At 47.4% G+C, this 16370-nt stretch carries 16 protein-coding genes; 8 read left to right on the plus strand and 8 right to left on the minus strand.

Annotation, left to right across the window (positions count from 1 at the left end; all coding sequences use genetic code 11):
* Nucleotide 1: 1 nt before the first annotated feature.
* The 8 genes from ACSHX2_RS00270 to ACSHX2_RS00305 all read right to left on the minus strand — a co-directional run bounded on the left by ACSHX2_RS00270 (nucleotide 2) and on the right by ACSHX2_RS00305 (nucleotide 9224).
* Nucleotides 2-1000 (minus strand): helix-turn-helix domain-containing protein, encoded by a 999-nt coding sequence (locus tag ACSHX2_RS00270; RefSeq protein WP_435689432.1) that lies wholly within the window; start codon nucleotides 998-1000, stop codon nucleotides 2-4.
* Nucleotides 1001-1004: 4 nt separating this feature from the next.
* Nucleotides 1005-3320, minus strand: a complete 2316-nt coding sequence (locus ACSHX2_RS00275) for a heavy metal translocating P-type ATPase (protein WP_435689434.1) — start codon at nucleotides 3318-3320, stop codon at nucleotides 1005-1007.
* Between the two features lie 39 nt (nucleotides 3321-3359).
* Entirely contained in the window at nucleotides 3360-4094 is a 735-nt protein-coding gene (locus ACSHX2_RS00280; protein ID WP_435689436.1) for a sulfite exporter TauE/SafE family protein, read from the minus strand.
* A gap of 111 nt (nucleotides 4095-4205) precedes the next feature.
* Nucleotides 4206-5621: a cytochrome c oxidase accessory protein CcoG gene (ccoG, locus tag ACSHX2_RS00285; protein WP_435689438.1), complete on the minus strand. Its 1416-nt coding sequence runs from the start codon at nucleotides 5619-5621 to the stop codon at nucleotides 4206-4208.
* Nucleotides 5622-5714: 93 nt separating this feature from the next.
* Entirely contained in the window at nucleotides 5715-6359 is a 645-nt protein-coding gene (locus ACSHX2_RS00290) for a cbb3-type cytochrome c oxidase N-terminal domain-containing protein (RefSeq protein ID WP_435689440.1), read from the minus strand.
* Nucleotides 6360-6379: 20 nt separating this feature from the next.
* Complete coding sequence (locus ACSHX2_RS00295) at nucleotides 6380-6541, minus strand: hypothetical protein (RefSeq protein WP_435689442.1); 162 nt, start codon at nucleotides 6539-6541, stop codon at nucleotides 6380-6382.
* Between the two features lie 8 nt (nucleotides 6542-6549).
* Complete coding sequence (ccoN, locus tag ACSHX2_RS00300) at nucleotides 6550-9048, minus strand: cytochrome-c oxidase, cbb3-type subunit I (RefSeq protein ID WP_435689444.1); 2499 nt, start codon at nucleotides 9046-9048, stop codon at nucleotides 6550-6552.
* Nucleotides 9045-9224, minus strand: a complete 180-nt coding sequence (locus ACSHX2_RS00305; protein WP_435689446.1) for a hypothetical protein — start codon at nucleotides 9222-9224, stop codon at nucleotides 9045-9047. The genes ccoN and ACSHX2_RS00305 overlap by 4 nt, the downstream gene beginning before the upstream one ends.
* 225 nt (nucleotides 9225-9449) lie before the next feature.
* Between ACSHX2_RS00305 and rsmD the strand changes: the two genes are divergently transcribed.
* The 8 genes from rsmD to ACSHX2_RS00345 all read left to right on the plus strand — a co-directional run bounded on the left by rsmD (nucleotide 9450) and on the right by ACSHX2_RS00345 (nucleotide 16370).
* Nucleotides 9450-10004 carry a 16S rRNA (guanine(966)-N(2))-methyltransferase RsmD gene (gene rsmD / locus ACSHX2_RS00310; protein ID WP_435689448.1) on the plus strand — a complete coding sequence of 185 codons (555 nt, stop codon included), beginning with the start codon at nucleotides 9450-9452 and terminating at the stop codon, nucleotides 10002-10004.
* Nucleotides 10005-10007: 3 nt separating this feature from the next.
* On the plus strand, nucleotides 10008-11285 hold the full coding sequence (locus ACSHX2_RS00315) for a 3-deoxy-D-manno-octulosonic acid transferase (RefSeq protein WP_435689450.1): 1278 nt from the start codon (nucleotides 10008-10010) through the stop codon (nucleotides 11283-11285).
* 11 nt (nucleotides 11286-11296) lie between these two features.
* Nucleotides 11297-12337 carry a DUF6973 domain-containing protein gene (locus tag ACSHX2_RS00320; protein WP_435689452.1) on the plus strand — a complete coding sequence of 347 codons (1041 nt, stop codon included), beginning with the start codon at nucleotides 11297-11299 and terminating at the stop codon, nucleotides 12335-12337.
* A gap of 138 nt (nucleotides 12338-12475) precedes the next feature.
* Nucleotides 12476-13852 carry a hypothetical protein gene (locus tag ACSHX2_RS00325; protein ID WP_435689454.1) on the plus strand — a complete coding sequence of 459 codons (1377 nt, stop codon included), beginning with the start codon at nucleotides 12476-12478 and terminating at the stop codon, nucleotides 13850-13852.
* A 4-nt stretch (nucleotides 13853-13856) separates the two neighbouring features.
* Complete coding sequence (locus ACSHX2_RS00330; RefSeq protein ID WP_435689456.1) at nucleotides 13857-14174, plus strand: hypothetical protein; 318 nt, start codon at nucleotides 13857-13859, stop codon at nucleotides 14172-14174.
* A gap of 303 nt (nucleotides 14175-14477) precedes the next feature.
* On the plus strand, nucleotides 14478-14942 hold the full coding sequence (locus ACSHX2_RS00335) for a division/cell wall cluster transcriptional repressor MraZ (RefSeq protein WP_435689458.1): 465 nt from the start codon (nucleotides 14478-14480) through the stop codon (nucleotides 14940-14942).
* 30 nt (nucleotides 14943-14972) lie between these two features.
* Nucleotides 14973-16016 (plus strand): 16S rRNA (cytosine(1402)-N(4))-methyltransferase RsmH, encoded by a 1044-nt coding sequence (rsmH, locus tag ACSHX2_RS00340; protein ID WP_435689460.1) that lies wholly within the window; start codon nucleotides 14973-14975, stop codon nucleotides 16014-16016.
* A 9-nt stretch (nucleotides 16017-16025) separates the two neighbouring features.
* Nucleotides 16026-16370 carry a hypothetical protein gene (locus ACSHX2_RS00345; protein ID WP_435689462.1) on the plus strand — a complete coding sequence of 115 codons (345 nt, stop codon included), beginning with the start codon at nucleotides 16026-16028 and terminating at the stop codon, nucleotides 16368-16370.

Raw genomic sequence — 16370 nt, forward strand, 5'->3', positions numbered from 1 at the left:
GTTAGCTAGGTAGTTCGGCTTTTGACTGCGCTTTGTATTCTGTGGGAGATTGTCCCGTGTAGCGTTGGAAGCTACGGTTGAATTGTGAGAGCGATTGGAAGCCAGTTTCGTAGGCGATCTCGATGATACGCACATTTTTGCTAGAAAGAAGCTCTTTTGCTAATTCTATACGATGACGATTGATGTACTCAACAACCGTAAGACCGGTTGCTTTTTTAAATTGTTTGCAAAGGTAGCTGTTCGTGACTTTCGCGTTCTCAGCTAAGGTGTCGAGGCTGATCTTTTCAGAGAGTTTTTCGTGGATGTAGCGTTTAGTGACATCTACGATTCCGCCCGATTTTGGGTTGGGCTGGATGAGCAAGTTATTAGCCAAGTCTGAAAGTTGGAGCGCGAAGGCACCTAACAGGGTAAGCTGGGACTTATATTCGTCTTTTGTGTACACTTTAGCAGCATCGAAAAGCATGATGACATCGCGCCCAACGTGTGGTGGCATTGCTGCAGAAATTTTCAAAAAGAATTCTGAATCAATTTCCTTTTGATTTGTTCGCACTTGGCCTGAGCGGAGGTAGGCAACTATGCCCACTTTGGTGTTTACCGGAATAAGTGTGGTCGTAATATTGGCCTCGCAGGCGGCTGTGAGCGCTTGCTGATCAATACGTTTTGAGAGGTCTAGAGTGTGCTCTGTGCAGCGGTCTTTACAGATCTCAGTATTGAGCATCAAAGAACAGAAATCATTTTTACAGCGACCTGATTCTTCTTCTGGAGTGCTGCTGATGTCAGAGTGAATCAGAGCCAATGTCTGTCCTGTGACTTGTTCAAACGCATTGCGATAGATGCTAAAAAGATCAGTAGCCAGCAGCTCGGAGTATATACTGCTTGCTTCTGCAGGAATATTGTTGTGGTCGGTCTTAGTCATCCAAAATGGGAGGCATTTCGCCCCGCGTGGAGAAACTAGCATAAGCGGTTGACCATCGCAACTGTGGAGGGTGAGTGAGCTCATAAGATTATTGACCGAACTTTTTGCTAACGATAGCGATACTAATGAGTGAACTTACAGGCATGATGATCGCTGCATAGAGCGGGGACATAAGACCCATGGTGCACACCGCGAGTACCGTGAGATTATAGATGATTGTGTAGGAGATAAGGTTGAGCTTTCGACGTCTGCGTTGACGTGAAATTTGCACCATTTTTGGAAGGAAGCTCATCGTTTCATCGGTGAAGAGGAAATCAACATCAGCAGTAAGCATGTTGATGTTCGCGAATGGAGCTCCACTCAGAGAAGCGGCTTGCAGAGCCGGTAAGTCGTTCACGCCGTCGCCGAGGTAAAGTACGCGCTGTTGTTTTTCTAAGTGTTCAATTTGCTGCTTCTTATCGTCTGGAAGCATATCGCCAATATATTCTTGGATGTGAAGGTTGTTCGCTAGCCTTGCGACGCGATCGGAAGCATCTCCTGAAAGAATCATACAGGGGCTCTTCAGCTGCTTCTGAAGTTGGTCGATCGCTTCGGCCGCTTCAGAGCGAGCGGCTTCAGCGTAATAAAAATCTGCGATAATTTCAGTATTTCTACTCAATTGACAATGGAGCGCATCGCCCTCAAATGCCTGCTTCGGCCGACCAAGTCTGTACATCGTGCCGTCTGTGAGGGTGAGTTCGCACCCTTGCCCTGGAATCTCAGAGACCTGTCCAATGATACTGCTCGAGGTGACCCCGGTTTTTATCAGTTTTGAAAAGAGCGATCGAGAGAGCGGGTGGAGAGAGCTACGGGTGAGTGTGAATAAAATTTCCTGATGTTGTTGAGAGAGTTCTAACAGAACTGCGGAGTCTACAAGTTCTGGTTTGTCTAGTGTGAGAGTGCCTGTCTTATCAAAGACGACTTTTCCAATGTGGGTGAGCTGTTCCCAGAAGCGTGCAGTAAGTGGAAAAATGCCGAAGCTGTGAGCATGTTTAGAGCTACGAGTGTCTAGCAGAGGTAGAGCCAGACCAATACCGCACGGACAGGAAACTACGTAAATGGAGATGAGGACTTGGAGTGCTTTCACCCAGTCTTTAGTTGTGAAATACCACGCTGAGCCAGCGATGAGACCAAGGGCGATGATGATCACTAGGTAGATCTGAATCGCCTTTTGTTGGGCTTGCTTGTTAGAGTTATTAGCTTGGCGGGAATCGGTTGCCAATAGCTTGGATATGGAGTCATCCGCACTGGTCGCTAGGTTGGTTTGAACCTCGATATTTTCTGCGCTCTGATTCACTGCGCCGGCTGGGATAGCCGCGGTGTGGCGGAATAGTTGAGAACTAGGTTCGCCAGTGATCCAAGCGAGAGAAAGGTCGGCGACATCCGAGAGTAGACGCGACTGAACGGGAACTACTGTGCCTGGAGGTATCAGAATGATAGAGTCTTCTGGGATGTCTTCTGTGTCTACCTGAGTTCCGTCTTTTGTTGTATAAAATTCCGGAATCGTGGTGTCCGTTTGGAAGCGGCTATTGGCTCGGTTGAGAGAAGAAATCTGTAACTGTTTTCCTAACAACATCAAGAATGTGAAAATCGCGACGAAGTCAAAATAGAACAAGTCTTCATGCCCAGTTGCCCATCCAATGAGTGAGCCAACGTAGGATAAAATAAGGCCGAGCGAAATCGGCAAATCCATATGAATACCGCCCAAACGGAGAGCGCTCCATGCACGTTTGAAAAAATAGGAGCCACCCACAACAAGCGTGAATGTAGAAGAGGCAATGGTGATCGTGGTTAGCAAGCTAGATAACTCTTCACTAGTTTCCATCCCGTTGTACCGTGGAAGTGTGAAGGCCATCGTATTCATGGCGAGCGCACCGCAGATGCCTAGTCTAACAACTAGTGAATCAGTGGTTCCTGCTTGCTTACCTAATTTTTTCGGAAGTAGCTCGTAGCCTAGTTTATGGAGTTCTTCTGCGAGTGCTGCGAGATCACAGGTTTTATTCGCGTAGGTGACTTCAAATGCGCCTTGGGTGTTGTCTGCACAGGTTTCGATCACGCCATTGTGTTTTTTTGCCACTGTTTCCACTAACCAGACACAGGCCATGCAGGACATACCACTTAAGCCGAGATTTAGTGTGGCGACTTCTTGATCGCTTTGGCTAATGGCTGATTCTAACAACCAGCTCCAGTCTTTTTGCTGAAATGGTCTTTCTCGCAATGGAGCCAGAGTGTCGTCCGCTTTGAGGTCATAAAATAACCCAAGTCCTCCATCGTGAATAAGCTGGTAGACGCTTTCGCAGCCGCGGCAGCAAAAGTCCTCAGCGGCAGATTTAACTGGAGTGGAGCAATGTTTACAGGTGTGCAATAGAAATGAGAAATTAGGAATTGCGATTTATCAAAGTGACTAGTGGCAGCATGAAGGTAGATCTTTAGTTGTCTCTTCTGCGGAGGTAGGAACTACGAGTTTATCTTGCCCTTTCGCTTCGGCTGAACCAGTGAATAGAAGAGTACCTTGGAGGCGAATTGCTAAGATGACTGTGACCGCAATGAGGAAGGTGCTACGTAGTCTGTTTTTCCAAGGTCCAGGGATCCACTTGGTGAGCATATGGGTTGATGACTGCGCAGCCCATAAAAGCGGGACAGTTCCTAAGCTGAAACAAAGAGCAATTTTTGCGCCGGTGAGAGCCGAACCAGAGAGAAGTGAGACGCCGAAAATGAGATAGAGCGGGGTGCAAGGCAGGCAGGGGGAGATGAGTCCTAGTAAACCGCCTGCGATTCCCGGTGGCTTATTCTGAGCCCAGAATTTTGCTTTATAATAGGGTCTTGTTAGGAAATTTAGGCGTGGAATTTTTACCAAGTTTGGAAATGCCGTAATTAACAAAAATGGAATCATTAGCCATGGAAGAATAGCTGCTGGGGAATCAAAGAAAAAGCTGAGTGGTTGCTTGCCGAGTATGCCGGCGAGAGCTCCAACGAAGGTGTAAGAAATGACACGACCACTGTGATAAGCAGTAGTCTCTAACAGAGCATGTTCTCGATTTTTACTACGGCTGGTAACGGAGCAGGCTAAGGGCCCGCACATTCCCACACAGTGAATGCTCGTCGCTAGGCCGGCACTGATTGCGGCAATGGAGCTCATTTCATTCATTTTACTTATTGGCGATGTTGATGATAGTAATCCAAGCACTAATAAGTATGACGTGCATGAGTATTACCCAAAACCAGATGCTTTTGTAGAAGGTCAGAATTTTCATTGTTGTTCTTCTTTATAGAGACGAGGGCTAGGTCCTAGGAATCTCGCAGGGAGGTCTAGGCTGGAGTCATCGTCTGCTGTGACTGAGAAATTAATGTCCTTCGCTCCCTTGTAATCGTCGATCGGCGAGAGGACGGAAAGTGTGAACGAGCCTTCAGCGAGAGGTCCCACTTTGAGATTTCGATCATCGGCTTGAAGCTTGAGAGCCTCTTTGTCATCTAGCTTTATTGTGTAGGTGACATCTTTATTCCGTTTATTTGTCAGATTGATGACAAAGGTGTTACGGACTCCTTCGGCTGTGGCGCTATAAGTCGTGCCGCGCATGCGAACGAGGCCAGCATAGAATGGCTTTGCTTTTGAGAGAAAAGTAGCAGTGAGAGCTCCCATCCCTAAAAGGGTGAAAATGCCGTACATGAGCATTCTAGGGCGTAAAATTTTGCGCTTTCCGGTGCTGATTCCAGCACTTGAATCATAGCGGATGAGACCTTTTGGGCGGTTCACTTTCAGCATGATGTCATTACAGGCATCGACACAGGCAGAACAGGCCACACATTCTAGCTGTAGGCCATTTCTGATGTCAATTCCAGTCGGGCATACATTAATACAGCGTTTACAGTCAATGCAGTCGCCTTTGGGTGTATCATCACCTTTACGCATTTTACCTCGTGGCTCACCGCGATTATAGTCATAAAAAACTGTGACTGTTTCATCGTCTGTTAGTGCAGATTGGAAACGGCCATAAGGGCAGAGAATGATACAGAACTGTTCGCGGAACCAACCGAAGCAGAAGGTGAAAATGCCGGTGAACGCAAGAATGAAGAGGAACTGAGTGATGTTCTCACCAGGAGCTGAAGTCATGTTGCTCCAGACTTGAGGAATGGAGATGAAGTAGGAAAGAAATACGTGCGCGAGTATGAATGAAGCGAGTACGTACAACCCCCATTTGATGGTGCGCTTCATCGCTTTAGAGCCAGACATGGGCGCCGCGTCTAATTTTTTCCGTTTAGGGGCATCACCATCGACGAATCGTTCGATGCGGCGGTAGAGGTGCTCGAGGAAAACTGTGTAGGGGCAGAACCAACCGCACCAGACTCGGCCTACGAGCGAGGCTAAGACAAAAAGACTGAAGGCTAGGCCTGAAACTATGAAAAAGAATACCCAAAAGTCTTGGGTGAGAAGCGTGAGTCCGAACAGGTGAAAGCGTTGTTTTTCTAGATCGATGAAAACCGCAGGGTATCCATTGATCTGGATCCATGGCAGAGCAATGTAGACGAGAATGAGAGTCCAAGCCGTGAGACGCCTTCTTATAGTGAAGGAGCCAGTGACATCCGCTGGGTGGATGTTGAACTTAGAGCCATCCTCATTGATGGTGGATAGCGAGTCTAAGTTTGGAGATTGTTGTTTGTTCGCCACGAAGCTGAGTGGGTGATAGATTGTGGGCTTTTTGAAAAAGTGCAGGAGCTAGCCTAGATTGGGTTAAGCTAGCTCCTGCGAATATTTTAGTGACTACTGTTTGAACTCAGCAAAGTCGTCTGGGTTGGCGTCGATCAGGTAGGCAGTGACTTCAGCAACCTGTTTTGGTGTGAGGCCAGACTTGCCCCAAGCAACCATTTTTAGACCATTGAGTCCGCTGCTGCCTTCCGGTGTGCCTTCGTTGATGATTTTGAAAACATCCATCGGCTTTCCGCCGTAGAACCATTCGCCGTCATTGAGTGGTCGACCCGTGGTGCCGCCATTCGCTGCGAGATCGGCGCCGTGGCAAGCTGAACACATCTGCGTGTAAACACCCTTGCCGGCAGCGACGGTTTCACTGTTGGTGCTCCATTCGTTTACAAGCACGCTGTTATCGAGTTTTGCGAGGGTTTCTTCTAGCGCTTGCTTACGAACAGCTTCTATATCTGCTACTTTCTGATCCATTTGCGCCTTTGAGGACGGTAGAAGATCTAGCGTATAGTAGAGTGTGTAGTAAATTAAGAAGGCTGCAATAGCTCCCCAGAGGGTGAAGAGCCACCAGTTAGGGAGCTTTTGATCATACTCCTGGATCCCGTCATACTCGTGAGTACGAAGAACGATTTCACCTTTTTCGCGAGCGTAGTCAGCACGTTTGATTGCCTCGTTAGAGGTAACTGGATCTTTATCCATTTTGTCCATGGTGTGAGATATATTAGAGGTTAATCATCGAGTTCGATCGCAGTGAGCGCGATTTTCTGAGCCTTCTTTTTGTCCATCTTTAGGGCGTAAACCATGTTGAAGACAAAGAGTCCGAGTGTGACTAAAAAGAAGGTGATTTGCGCCAGCTGCTCCGGATTTTCTAAAACGTATTTTTTAATCATTAGTTTATCTAGTTAGCGGTTGGGCTGTTATTTTTGAGTTGTCTATCTGGATCTTCCCAAGGAGCTGGAGCCGGAGCTTTAGGGTTTCCGTCTTCATCTAAAGGAATGCTGTAGACACCGAGCTTCTGCATGTAAGCGATCAGAGCGATGATCTCTTTTTGTGCAAGAGTTGCTTCGATTTCTTGGCGGCTCATGTCTTCACCTGCCCATGAGATGTATGGGTTTTGGTTAACGATAGATTTAGAGATCTCCAGTGCTTGATCTTGAGCATGTTGCTCGATTTCATGCGGAGTCATAGTTGGGTACGGAATATTCAAGAGTGACTGCACGCGGATCTTTTCCGGGAGTGCCTTGAAATCTGTTTCCAAAGATGCCAACGATGAATATGACGGCATGTTAGACTTAACATCCAAATCACGTGGATTCATGAAGTGGCGGTAGTGCCAGAAGTTATCACGAACACCCTGACGCATGACGTCTGAGCCATCTACAAGGTCTCCACCTTCGCGGGCGAGGTCGGGACCAGTACGCTTGGAACCCCACTGGAACGGATGATCGTAGAGTGATTCGCCGAGACGTGAATAATCACCATAACGAACGTAGTCAGTTTCTAGCATACGAATCATCTGTGAGTGACAGTTGTAGCAACCTTCAGCGATGTAAATGTCGCGACCGGCGAGTTCGAGAGGAGTGTATACTAGCTGTAGACGATCATCGATAATTTCAGCTTTTGCTGTGAGGGTGTTCGGAATAATCTGAACAGCCCCACCAATAGCAGCGGCGAAGAAGGTGATGATGGTGAACGGCAGGTAGTTCGCTGTGATTGTCTCATGCCAATCCGTCCATGACTGAGCATTACGTTTGAAGCGTACGAAGCAAAGAACTCCGAAGAATATTAAGCCTGCTAATGCGAACCAGTTTCCTGGGCTAGTGACCCAGAAGACAAGAGCGAGGATGAAACCTAACACTGCCGCGAACGGGTCCTGCTTAACGATAGTGCCGATTGTAACGCGGTCCACTTCGTCGCGGTTACGGACGACAACTTCCACTTGAGCGTCAACAGCTTTACCTTTCTTACAGGTCATGAAGAGGTTGTAAGCGAGTAGGACGAAACCAAGGAGGTAGAAGGATCCACCTATAGAGCGGGCGAAGAGCGGCCACTGTATGGCATCGAGCGTTTCAACGAATTGCTTCACGACGTAGCCGTTAGCTGTCTCGTTGAGAGCAAGTGATTGTCCGATACCTGCAATCCAGAGGGCTGAGATATAAAGGAGGATACCGATGAAGCCGATCCAGAAATGCGCATTTGCGAGCGCCTTAGAGTAAAGTTCAGTTTTCCATAGACGAGGAACCATCCAGTAGAAAAGTCCTGCTGCCATGAATCCGTTCCAACCGAGCGTGCCAGAGTGTACGTGGCCGATAGTCCAGTCAGTGTAGTGCGAAAGAGCATTTACTGATTTGATAGAGAGCAATGGACCTTCGAAAGTAGCCATGCCGTAGAAAGTGACGGCTGCGGCGTAGAACTTGATCACTGGATCAGTTTGGAGCTTATCCCAAGCTCCGCGGAGAGTGAGCAAGCCGTTAAGCATACCACCCCATGAAGGAGCCCAGAGGATTACTGAGAACAGCATTCCGAGAATCTGTAGCCATTCTGGGAGAGCTGTATTGAGGAGGTGGTGAGGACCAGCCCAAATGTAAATGAATACAAGTGCCCAGAAGTGGATGATGGATAGTCGGTAAGAATATACAGGGCGATTCGCTGCCTTTGGCAGGAAGTAGTACATAATTCCCAAAATGGGAGTCGTGAGGAAGAAGGCCACCGCGTTGTGCCCATACCACCATTGCACTAAGGCATCCTGCACGCCGCCGAATATTGGATAGGAATGAGTGAGAGATGTAGGGATCTGCAGGTTATTCACCACATAAAGCATGGTGATGGTAATGATGGTGGCAATGTAGAACCAGAGCGAAACGTAGAGCGATTGCTCATTTCGTTTGATCAGGGTCCAGAAGAAGTTGTAGCCAAAAATGAGCCAAGTGACCGCGACTAAGAGATCGATTGGCCAAATGAGTTCTGCGTATTCCTTACCTTGGGTAAGACCAAGAGGAAGGGTGATTGCAGCAGCAACAATGATGATTTGCCAAAGCCAGAAATGTGTCCAAGTGAGTTTGTCAGATGCTACTCGGCAACGACAGAGGCGCTGAGTTGAGTAGTAAATACCGGCAAACATCATATTGCCTACGAATGCAAAAATAGCTGCATTGGTATGAACTGGTCGGAGTCGGCCGAAGGTGATATAGGGAATGCCTTCACTTTCAAGAGTTCCTCCAGAGAGAAATTCTACAATTGGCCGGAGGGTGGCGGAATCGCGTACAATATCTAAGGAAATGTTCATCTGAAGTGCTGCGAGCACTCCGGCGAGCATTCCAACAAGACCCCAAATGATGGAGGCCCATAGGAAGTAGCGAACGCACTTATCGTTATAAGTAATGGTCGTTTGATTCATAAGGAATCTATTTTGTCTTTGGTAGGATTCTCCTGCTCGTCATCCTCTAATAAAGGAAGGAGAGCGGCTCTGTCAGTGCCGCCACCTTTCTTTTTCCATGCCTCTGCCGCGAAACAAACGATGAATATCCCAGCTAATAGAAGGGATATGAAGATTGTTAGGTGGAGAACAGGCATGTGAGAGTGACTCGTGGAGGTGTAAGTGAATGTGTCAAACCTAACCGAGATACTCTCGGCTAATTTTGTTCAGCGTTGTGCAAGATATGCGAATTGAATTGTTGGGGTCAAGGTTAAGCTTCTGAAGATAATGCAGTTGGTGCAAATCTGCTCTGAATTTGTTCCAGTATAAAATGTGAACCTGCTGAAACTTGCCTTTCATTTGTGTCCTGCTAGATATGGGGCATGCGAATCATTGCAGGGAGTGCGAAACGTAGAGAAATAAAGGTGCCGAAGGCTGTAGTGCGACCCACGACCGACCGCACGCGAGAAGCTTTGTTCTCGATGGTTCATGCTTATATTGACTCAGCAAAGGTATTGGATCTTTTTGCTGGAGCTGGCTCCTTGGGCTTGGAGGCATTGAGCCGTGGTGCGGTGAGCTGTGATTTTGTGGATATGAACAAAATCTGCACAATGGTTGTTAGTGAAAATCTACAAAGCTTAAAATTGGCAGGGGGGGCTGTGGTGACAGCAGATGTGCTCGGGTATGTGAAGCGAGCGAGAGGCTGCTACGATCTTATCTTTGCTGATCCTCCCTATTATAAGAATCCTGGCGATAGAGATTTTGTGAGCGAGTTATTGGCTGAGGAAAACCTTTATCAAATTATTACGAGTGACGGATTGTTAGTGGTGGAAGTGGATGCCAAGCATAACCCCACGATCCCAGCATGCTGGAAGCAGCTGGATAAACGGCGCTACGGTAGTTGTTCGATTATTTTTCTTCAAAAAGTAGAGGGTTAAGCGATGTCTCTAGTAGTAAGATTGAAGATCCTGAGGTTAGCGTATAATCTGCTTTTGCCGTTACTCTTAGCGGTTGGAGTTGGCCCTTGGGTAATTAAAATGCTCAAACGTGGCGGTTTTGGTACGGGGTTGTTAGAGCGTGTTGGTGTCTACCGTGAGGATGTTGATTTTGAGCCGTGCGGGGTTGTGTATGTTCATGCAGTCAGTGTTGGGGAGGTTCTAATAGCCATAAAGCTGATCAGGGTGTGGCTGCTTGAGTTTCCTGACGATCAGTTTGTCTTGGCCCCTACCACGGCGACTGGACACGGTGTGGCTCTGGAGGCTGCCCCTGTGGGGGTGCGTGTTATCTATTCCCCTGTTGATTTACCATTTGTGGTGAATCGTGTGATTAGGCGTTTTGAACCAAAACAAATCATCCTCATTGAGTCTGAGATATGGCCGAATTTACTGGTTCAGGCAAAGAAGTTTGGTGCTGAAATTGGGGTGGCGAATGCTCGGTTATCGGAGCGTTCAGAGAAGCGGTATCACAAGGTGAAAGGTATAATATCCCCAATTTTTTCTCTATTTGACCGTGTAGCAGTGCCAGAGCCTAGAGATGTAGATCGCTGGGCTGGGCTTGGAGTGGCTCGAAGTGCTCTTGTTGTAACTGGAAGTGTGAAGTTCGATCAACAAGGAGGTGTAGCACCTGAAAAAAATGCAGAGTTTCAGGCTATGTTAGATACTTTCGGATGCGGACGGAAAGTGGTTATGGCTCTGAGTACTCACGCCGGCGAGGAGAAGCTAATTGCTGAGTCGTTGATGGGGAAGGATGCCCTTCTTGTGATTGTGCCAAGGCACGCGGAGCGTCGGAGCGAGGTTAAAGATGATTTGGGGAAATTAGGTTTAGAGGTGATCTTACGAAGCTCTGTTCATGTCCCGAAGAATGTTGGGAATGTATGTTTTGTCATTGATAGCACTGGTGAGTTGAAGAGCTGGACCGCTCATGCGGATGTAGTAATTATTGGAAAGAGTTTCTTAGGAAGAGGTGGGCAAAATCCTGCTGAAGCGATAGCTGCGAGAGTTCCTATCGTTGTTGGGCCTCATATGAAAAATTTTGAACCACTAGTGAGTATGCTTAAGCTGAGCGATGGTGTGGTTTCTGTAGCCGATGCTCAGGAGTTGTCTGCTGCAGTGGAGCGCGTTCTGAGTTCGGACAATTCTCAAATGACGGCGGAAGCTCTGAAGGTGTTAGACGCGCATTGTGGAGCCACATTAAGAACTGTAAAGGAGCTGAAGGTATGAGTAGGCAGAGTATGTGGAGGAGCGTTTTGCGTAAGGTAGGTGCTGTTGCTTTGGCTGTGTTGTTCTGCTTGTGGCTAGGCCGTAATCATATTGCTGAGTCACTCATGGACGATGCTGTGAGAGTTGTGGAAGCGAAGTCACATAAGGTTGGTGTCGAACTTACTAATGTTAAAACTGGGCAGGTCTCGGTGTCGCCAACTTTCGAGGTAACCGTGCCCGATGTTGTCGCTGATTTTGATTGGGGTGAGCCTAATAGCGATCAGCTGCGTTCTCAAATTGAGATCGAGGAGCTCACCATGAAACCGGCGCTGCCCGCTCATGTTCGAGTGGATATGCATCATATTAATCTTTCGTTTCATCCTGGCGATTTACCAGCAGACTTTCCGTTTGATTCATTTTCGGATGGAAGGTTTCAGAGTAGCGCCTTGCCCGTGGTGAATCCTAAAGAAACTATTAAGTTAGTATTAGGCAGAGTGAGGACTCTATTTTTTGAAAACGAAGTAGAGGCTGATTTTAACTTTTTTGGTACAGTGCAGCTTGTGGGTGCTGATGATGAAAAAGAAGATGCGTTGTTGTATACTGAAGATGCTGGGGGTGGGGAAAAGCGATTGCGTCTAAAATTAGAGGATCTTCAGCGCATAGCTAAGAATAGTAATGTGAGAGTGGGAGATGATACGCTCAGGGTAATTTCTGAATACCCGCTTCGAGCACCAGTTATCATGTTCATAACTAAGCATGCTCAGACGGTTTCTAAAAAAGCTAAGGAGCAGGATGCCGCATTTCCTGATGATGCGTACCGGCATATTACCTGGAGCTATCTTTTAGCAAAAACTTTTGGTGCGGAGTTTGCTAAACGCATAACGGACTCTCACGAGACTCTGGATGGGAATACGCCGAATGAGCGGTCGATGGATTATCACAATAATGCGGTGGCTCGCGAGTTTGCGGCTTCTGGTGTGAAGGAGTCTGAAATTAGAAGTCTGATTTTAGAAAGTCCCAGGGTTATCCGTACGCCGGAGGAGGTGGCTGGGAGATCTGATCTACTTCGTTAATGATACGCCTTTTAAGCGTTTTAGTCGTGTTTTGTTGAACTCTAAAATGTCGCTCAATGTGTATTCTAGAAGGCCGCTTAGAATCCTTCAAAGATTCGGTTGTTTTCTTTGAGAAACCTGCCAGCATCGACTCGTCAGATGAACGAGAAACCTGAAGATAAGAAAGCACTGGACCTTAGTTCCCTCGATTTTGGTCCTTCCTGGGCACGCCAGGGTGAGAGTAAACCACAGAAGAAATATTCTGATAGAGGTGAACGTGGTGAGCGGAAACGCGACGATTTTAAAGGAAAACGCCGTGAGGGGGGACGTCCTCCAAGAGGTGACCGTGAAGGCGGGAAATTTTCTAACGACCGCCAAGGGAGGGGTGGCTATAGAGCCCCACGACCACAGCCTACTCCAGCTCCTGAAGGTCTTGCTGCCGACATTATGCCAATCGAAGAAGGCATTGATAATCTTACTAAAGAGATCTCATCTGCTGGACGCACATACTCTGTGTTCGAGCTTGCGCGTGTGATTCTTGGTGCACGTGAGCGCTATAAGGTTGTCTTCCGTAAAGAAGAAAACGGTCCGGAGCTATTACAGTGTAAGCAAGATGGATCCGTCTATCTCTCGAAAGCTGAGTGTCTCACTCATTTCCGTTCGGCGGAATGGCTTAAAGAATTTTATACAACAGAAGAAGTCGATGTAGATGCTCCTACAGGAAACTTTCAATCGATTGCTAAGTGTGGCTTCTCCGGTGTGCTTTTTGGCCCACCAAATTACCATGCTTATAATCAAAACATCGTTGATCTCCATCAATCGCGTTTCGGCAACATGGATATCGAGCGCTACAAGTCTCGTATCGTAGTTGAGAAGGGTGATGATGCCGTGAATGCTTGGTTAGAGTCGATGAAGAAAAAGACTCAATACCGTCTCGTGAGTGATCAAGAGGTAGTTTTTGAAGATGAGAGGGCTATGCTTGCACACTTTGAAGCAAATATTTTTGACGAGGTTTTCCATTCTACACACCGTGCAGATGTTGATTCTCAAATCGCAGGTAAGCTCCTCTCTCCTGGGATTCTCACACTTCTTAAGGAGACTATCGCTGATCAGCGACGTTATCCGGGTAAGCTTGCGCCGTTCCTTTGCCGTCAGCTTTCTGGCCGCCATTTGGCTGTCTTTAAGTGGCAGGGTAAACTTCATTGTGGACCATCTAGGCCGCACGCTATAGCTGAGGATGTGAAGCTCGCTGATCGTCCTGCAGCATTGCATAAGTGGGTTTCTGATAATCAGGGAACTGGTGTAGATAATTTATGGAAAGCTCTGCTTCCCGAGGATGTTACTGATGAATCCAAAAAGGAATGGTTTCACGACCTCCACTGGATGATCAATCAGGGGTACATGGTTCTTCTAAGTGATGGTCACATTTACACTTCTAGCGCAGCTAAGGCTGGTGAGTTGAAGAAGAAAGATGGAGCCAAGCAAGTAGAGAAAAAAAGTGACCCTAAGAAGTTAGATTCACCAGAATCTAAGTAGTTAGATGCCATTCTTCCTCCTGATTTTCATCGTGATAGGTATTATTGCGGCGAACAAGTTTGCAAAATTAGCTGCAAGCAAAGGTTATCAGGCGAGTAAGGCTAGGCGTTATCCTTATCTTTTAATGATCGTAGCTATTGGAGCTGCGGTCATTTTATTTTTAATAGCCACTCTCATTGGGAAAAGTGTGCCGCATTACCAATCATTAGCTCATGCTATATTTGTTGCAGGTAATTGCTTTGTGATTGGGGTGAATGTGTTGATTTTGCGCAAAGCATATAAAAATATGCAAGGTGCACCAGATTCTAGGTCCAAGACTTAGAGTCTTATTTTTGTTTTACGAGTGCACCGCGTGCGCCTTGGTACACTTGAGGTGATTTCCTGAGCGCGAGGCTTTGGAATCCTTTATTTTACGTGGTTTCTAACGATTGTTAGGTTCACCTGGTGTCGTAGCTAGAAATTGTGAGTCGAATGTTAGTAACTCTTTCTTTTCATTGGTCTATCAATGGATTGCGTGTGTTCGTTTGTAAATCACTCATTCTGCTAGAGTTCCTGTCTTTTGGGGTTTGACAGTGGAGTGTACTAAAGTGTATAAGAGTGCGCTTTCGCGAATTAAAACTATTCCATGACCAACTACGACCATACCCTCGAGGGGGTTTTTGAACACAAGCTCGACCCGAAATGTCGAGTTTCTGTGCCGTCGGATTGGCGTGTTTTAGCTGGAAGTGGGGTGTTGCGTCTGCTCAAGGCGAATAACTACAAGCTCCCAGTTCTTAAGGTTCTAACAGAGCAGGAGTTCGCTAATATTCTACAAGATATTGAGCAGCGTGAAGGACTCACGATCGCGCAACGCAGAGCGCTGCGCGGAAAGCTTTTTTCAAGCTGTCAGAAGACCAAGTTGAATCCGCAGGGAAAACTGCTGATTCCAAAGGCGCTCTGCAGTCACCCCAGTGTCGAGCCAGATGGCCAAGTGACTCTCGTCGGGAGAGGAACTTATTTCGAGATTGTTAGTCCCGATAACTATGAAGAAATGCAGGTGCGCGAGGAAGCTGAGATTGCTGAGCTCAACGTGGATCTGGATATTTTCTGATCTTTACCATTTTTCAAATCCGAGCGAGCAATGAAGCTTTCCTATCAATCAGCTGTGGCAAGAGCCGAAGCAGGTTATCGTATGATTTCCTGTTCTCAACCTCCGTGCCTTTTTGCGGAAGGTGAAAGTAATGGCGGTGGAGGTGAGGCTCTACCTCATTATCACGAGACTGTCCTGTTAGAAGAGAGCGTGGACGCAATGCTCGCTGGCCCCGGGAAGGTGCTCATCGATGGGACGCTTGGTGGCGGGGGGCATACAGGTCTCATGTTAGAGCGTGGTGCTGATGTGTACGCGATCGATCGTGACCCAGAGGCTCACGCCTATGCCGGGAAGCGCCTCGAGAAATTTGGAGAACGTTTTCATCCAGTGGTGGGGAATTTTGCAGATGCTGTGGAGTTGCTTCGTGAGCGCGGTGTTGAGAAGGTAGATGGCTGGTTGGTCGATCTAGGCGTCTCTTCGCGTCAATTCGATTGTGACGAACGAGGGTTCTCTTTCCAGAAAGAAGGTCCACTCGATATGCGAATGGGGCCGAGTTCACCACTTACTGCTGCTGACATTGTAAATACCTGGAGTGAGCAAGAGATTGCTCGCGTGATCTGGGAGTACGGCGAAGAGCGGGCTTCACGTAAAATCGCCAAGTATATTTGTGAGCAACGTGTCCTACAACCTTACACAACTACGACCCAATTTGCTGCAAGCATTGAGAAACTTATTCCTCGTTATGGTAAAAAAATCCATCCAGCGACGAAGGTGTTCCAAGCGCTACGCATAGAAGTGAATGATGAGTTGGGTGCACTGAAGCGCTTGTTGGAAACCTCTGCGGATCTTTTAGCTCCTGGTGGCCGTCTATGTGTCATCAGTTTCCATAGTTTAGAAGATCGTATGGTGAAGCGCTTTTTAAAGAACGCTTCAATGAAAGAGATCGATCGGCCTGAGTGGCCTGAAGCTAGGCCTAACCCTGACCTTAAATTCAACTCGATTACTCGGAAGCCTATCAAGGCGACAGCTGAAGAAATTAAACGCAACCCGCGCTCACGAAGCGCCGTTCTCCGAGTAGGGGAGCGCATCTCATAAAAATATCCCATGAACAAAAAACGCTCACAAACAAACCAGTTTAGCTCCATTCACATCATAATGGTGATTGTTGTCACAGCCTTGTTGGCAACGGGTGGGGTGCTTCATGCATTTATCAAAAACCGTAACCTCGTAGTTGATCGCGAGATTCAACAGAGCTCGAAGCGTATTGCAGAGTGTGAAAAAAACATCGAGGTCGTGCAGATGAAAATTTCACGTGAGTTGAACCGTCCTATGGTGCGAGCTGAGCTTGCAGCTCGTGGTTCTCAACTTCAGCCCATACCATCTCAAGCAATTGAGGTCGTCTCTCCAGTAACCACAGCCGTAGCGTCTGTCGCCCAGACGACTCCCTAG

The sequence above is a fragment of the Rubritalea sp. genome (assembly GCF_051252225.1).
Classification (GTDB): Bacteria; Verrucomicrobiota; Verrucomicrobiia; order Verrucomicrobiales; family Akkermansiaceae; genus Rubritalea.

Coding starts and splice junctions, on each gene's coding strand:
- ACSHX2_RS00270 (WP_435689432.1), bottom strand. CDS start 1,000: ATGAGCTCACTCACCCTCCACAGTTGCGATGGTCAACCGCTTATGCTA.
- ACSHX2_RS00280 (WP_435689436.1), bottom strand. CDS start 4,094: ATGAGCTCCATTGCCGCAATCAGTGCCGGCCTAGCGACGAGCATTCAC.
- ACSHX2_RS00290 (WP_435689440.1), bottom strand. CDS start 6,359: ATGGACAAAATGGATAAAGATCCAGTTACCTCTAACGAGGCAATCAAA.
- ACSHX2_RS00295 (WP_435689442.1), bottom strand. CDS start 6,541: ATGATTAAAAAATACGTTTTAGAAAATCCGGAGCAGCTGGCGCAAATC.
- ccoN (WP_435689444.1), bottom strand. CDS start 9,048: ATGAATCAAACGACCATTACTTATAACGATAAGTGCGTTCGCTACTTC.
- ACSHX2_RS00305 (WP_435689446.1), bottom strand. CDS start 9,224: ATGCCTGTTCTCCACCTAACAATCTTCATATCCCTTCTATTAGCTGGG.
- rsmD (WP_435689448.1), top strand. CDS start 9,450: ATGCGAATCATTGCAGGGAGTGCGAAACGTAGAGAAATAAAGGTGCCG.
- ACSHX2_RS00315 (WP_435689450.1), top strand. CDS start 10,008: ATGTCTCTAGTAGTAAGATTGAAGATCCTGAGGTTAGCGTATAATCTG.
- ACSHX2_RS00320 (WP_435689452.1), top strand. CDS start 11,297: ATGTGGAGGAGCGTTTTGCGTAAGGTAGGTGCTGTTGCTTTGGCTGTG.
- ACSHX2_RS00325 (WP_435689454.1), top strand. CDS start 12,476: ATGAACGAGAAACCTGAAGATAAGAAAGCACTGGACCTTAGTTCCCTC.
- ACSHX2_RS00330 (WP_435689456.1), top strand. CDS start 13,857: ATGCCATTCTTCCTCCTGATTTTCATCGTGATAGGTATTATTGCGGCG.
- ACSHX2_RS00335 (WP_435689458.1), top strand. CDS start 14,478: ATGACCAACTACGACCATACCCTCGAGGGGGTTTTTGAACACAAGCTC.
- rsmH (WP_435689460.1), top strand. CDS start 14,973: ATGAAGCTTTCCTATCAATCAGCTGTGGCAAGAGCCGAAGCAGGTTAT.
- ACSHX2_RS00345 (WP_435689462.1), top strand. CDS start 16,026: ATGAACAAAAAACGCTCACAAACAAACCAGTTTAGCTCCATTCACATC.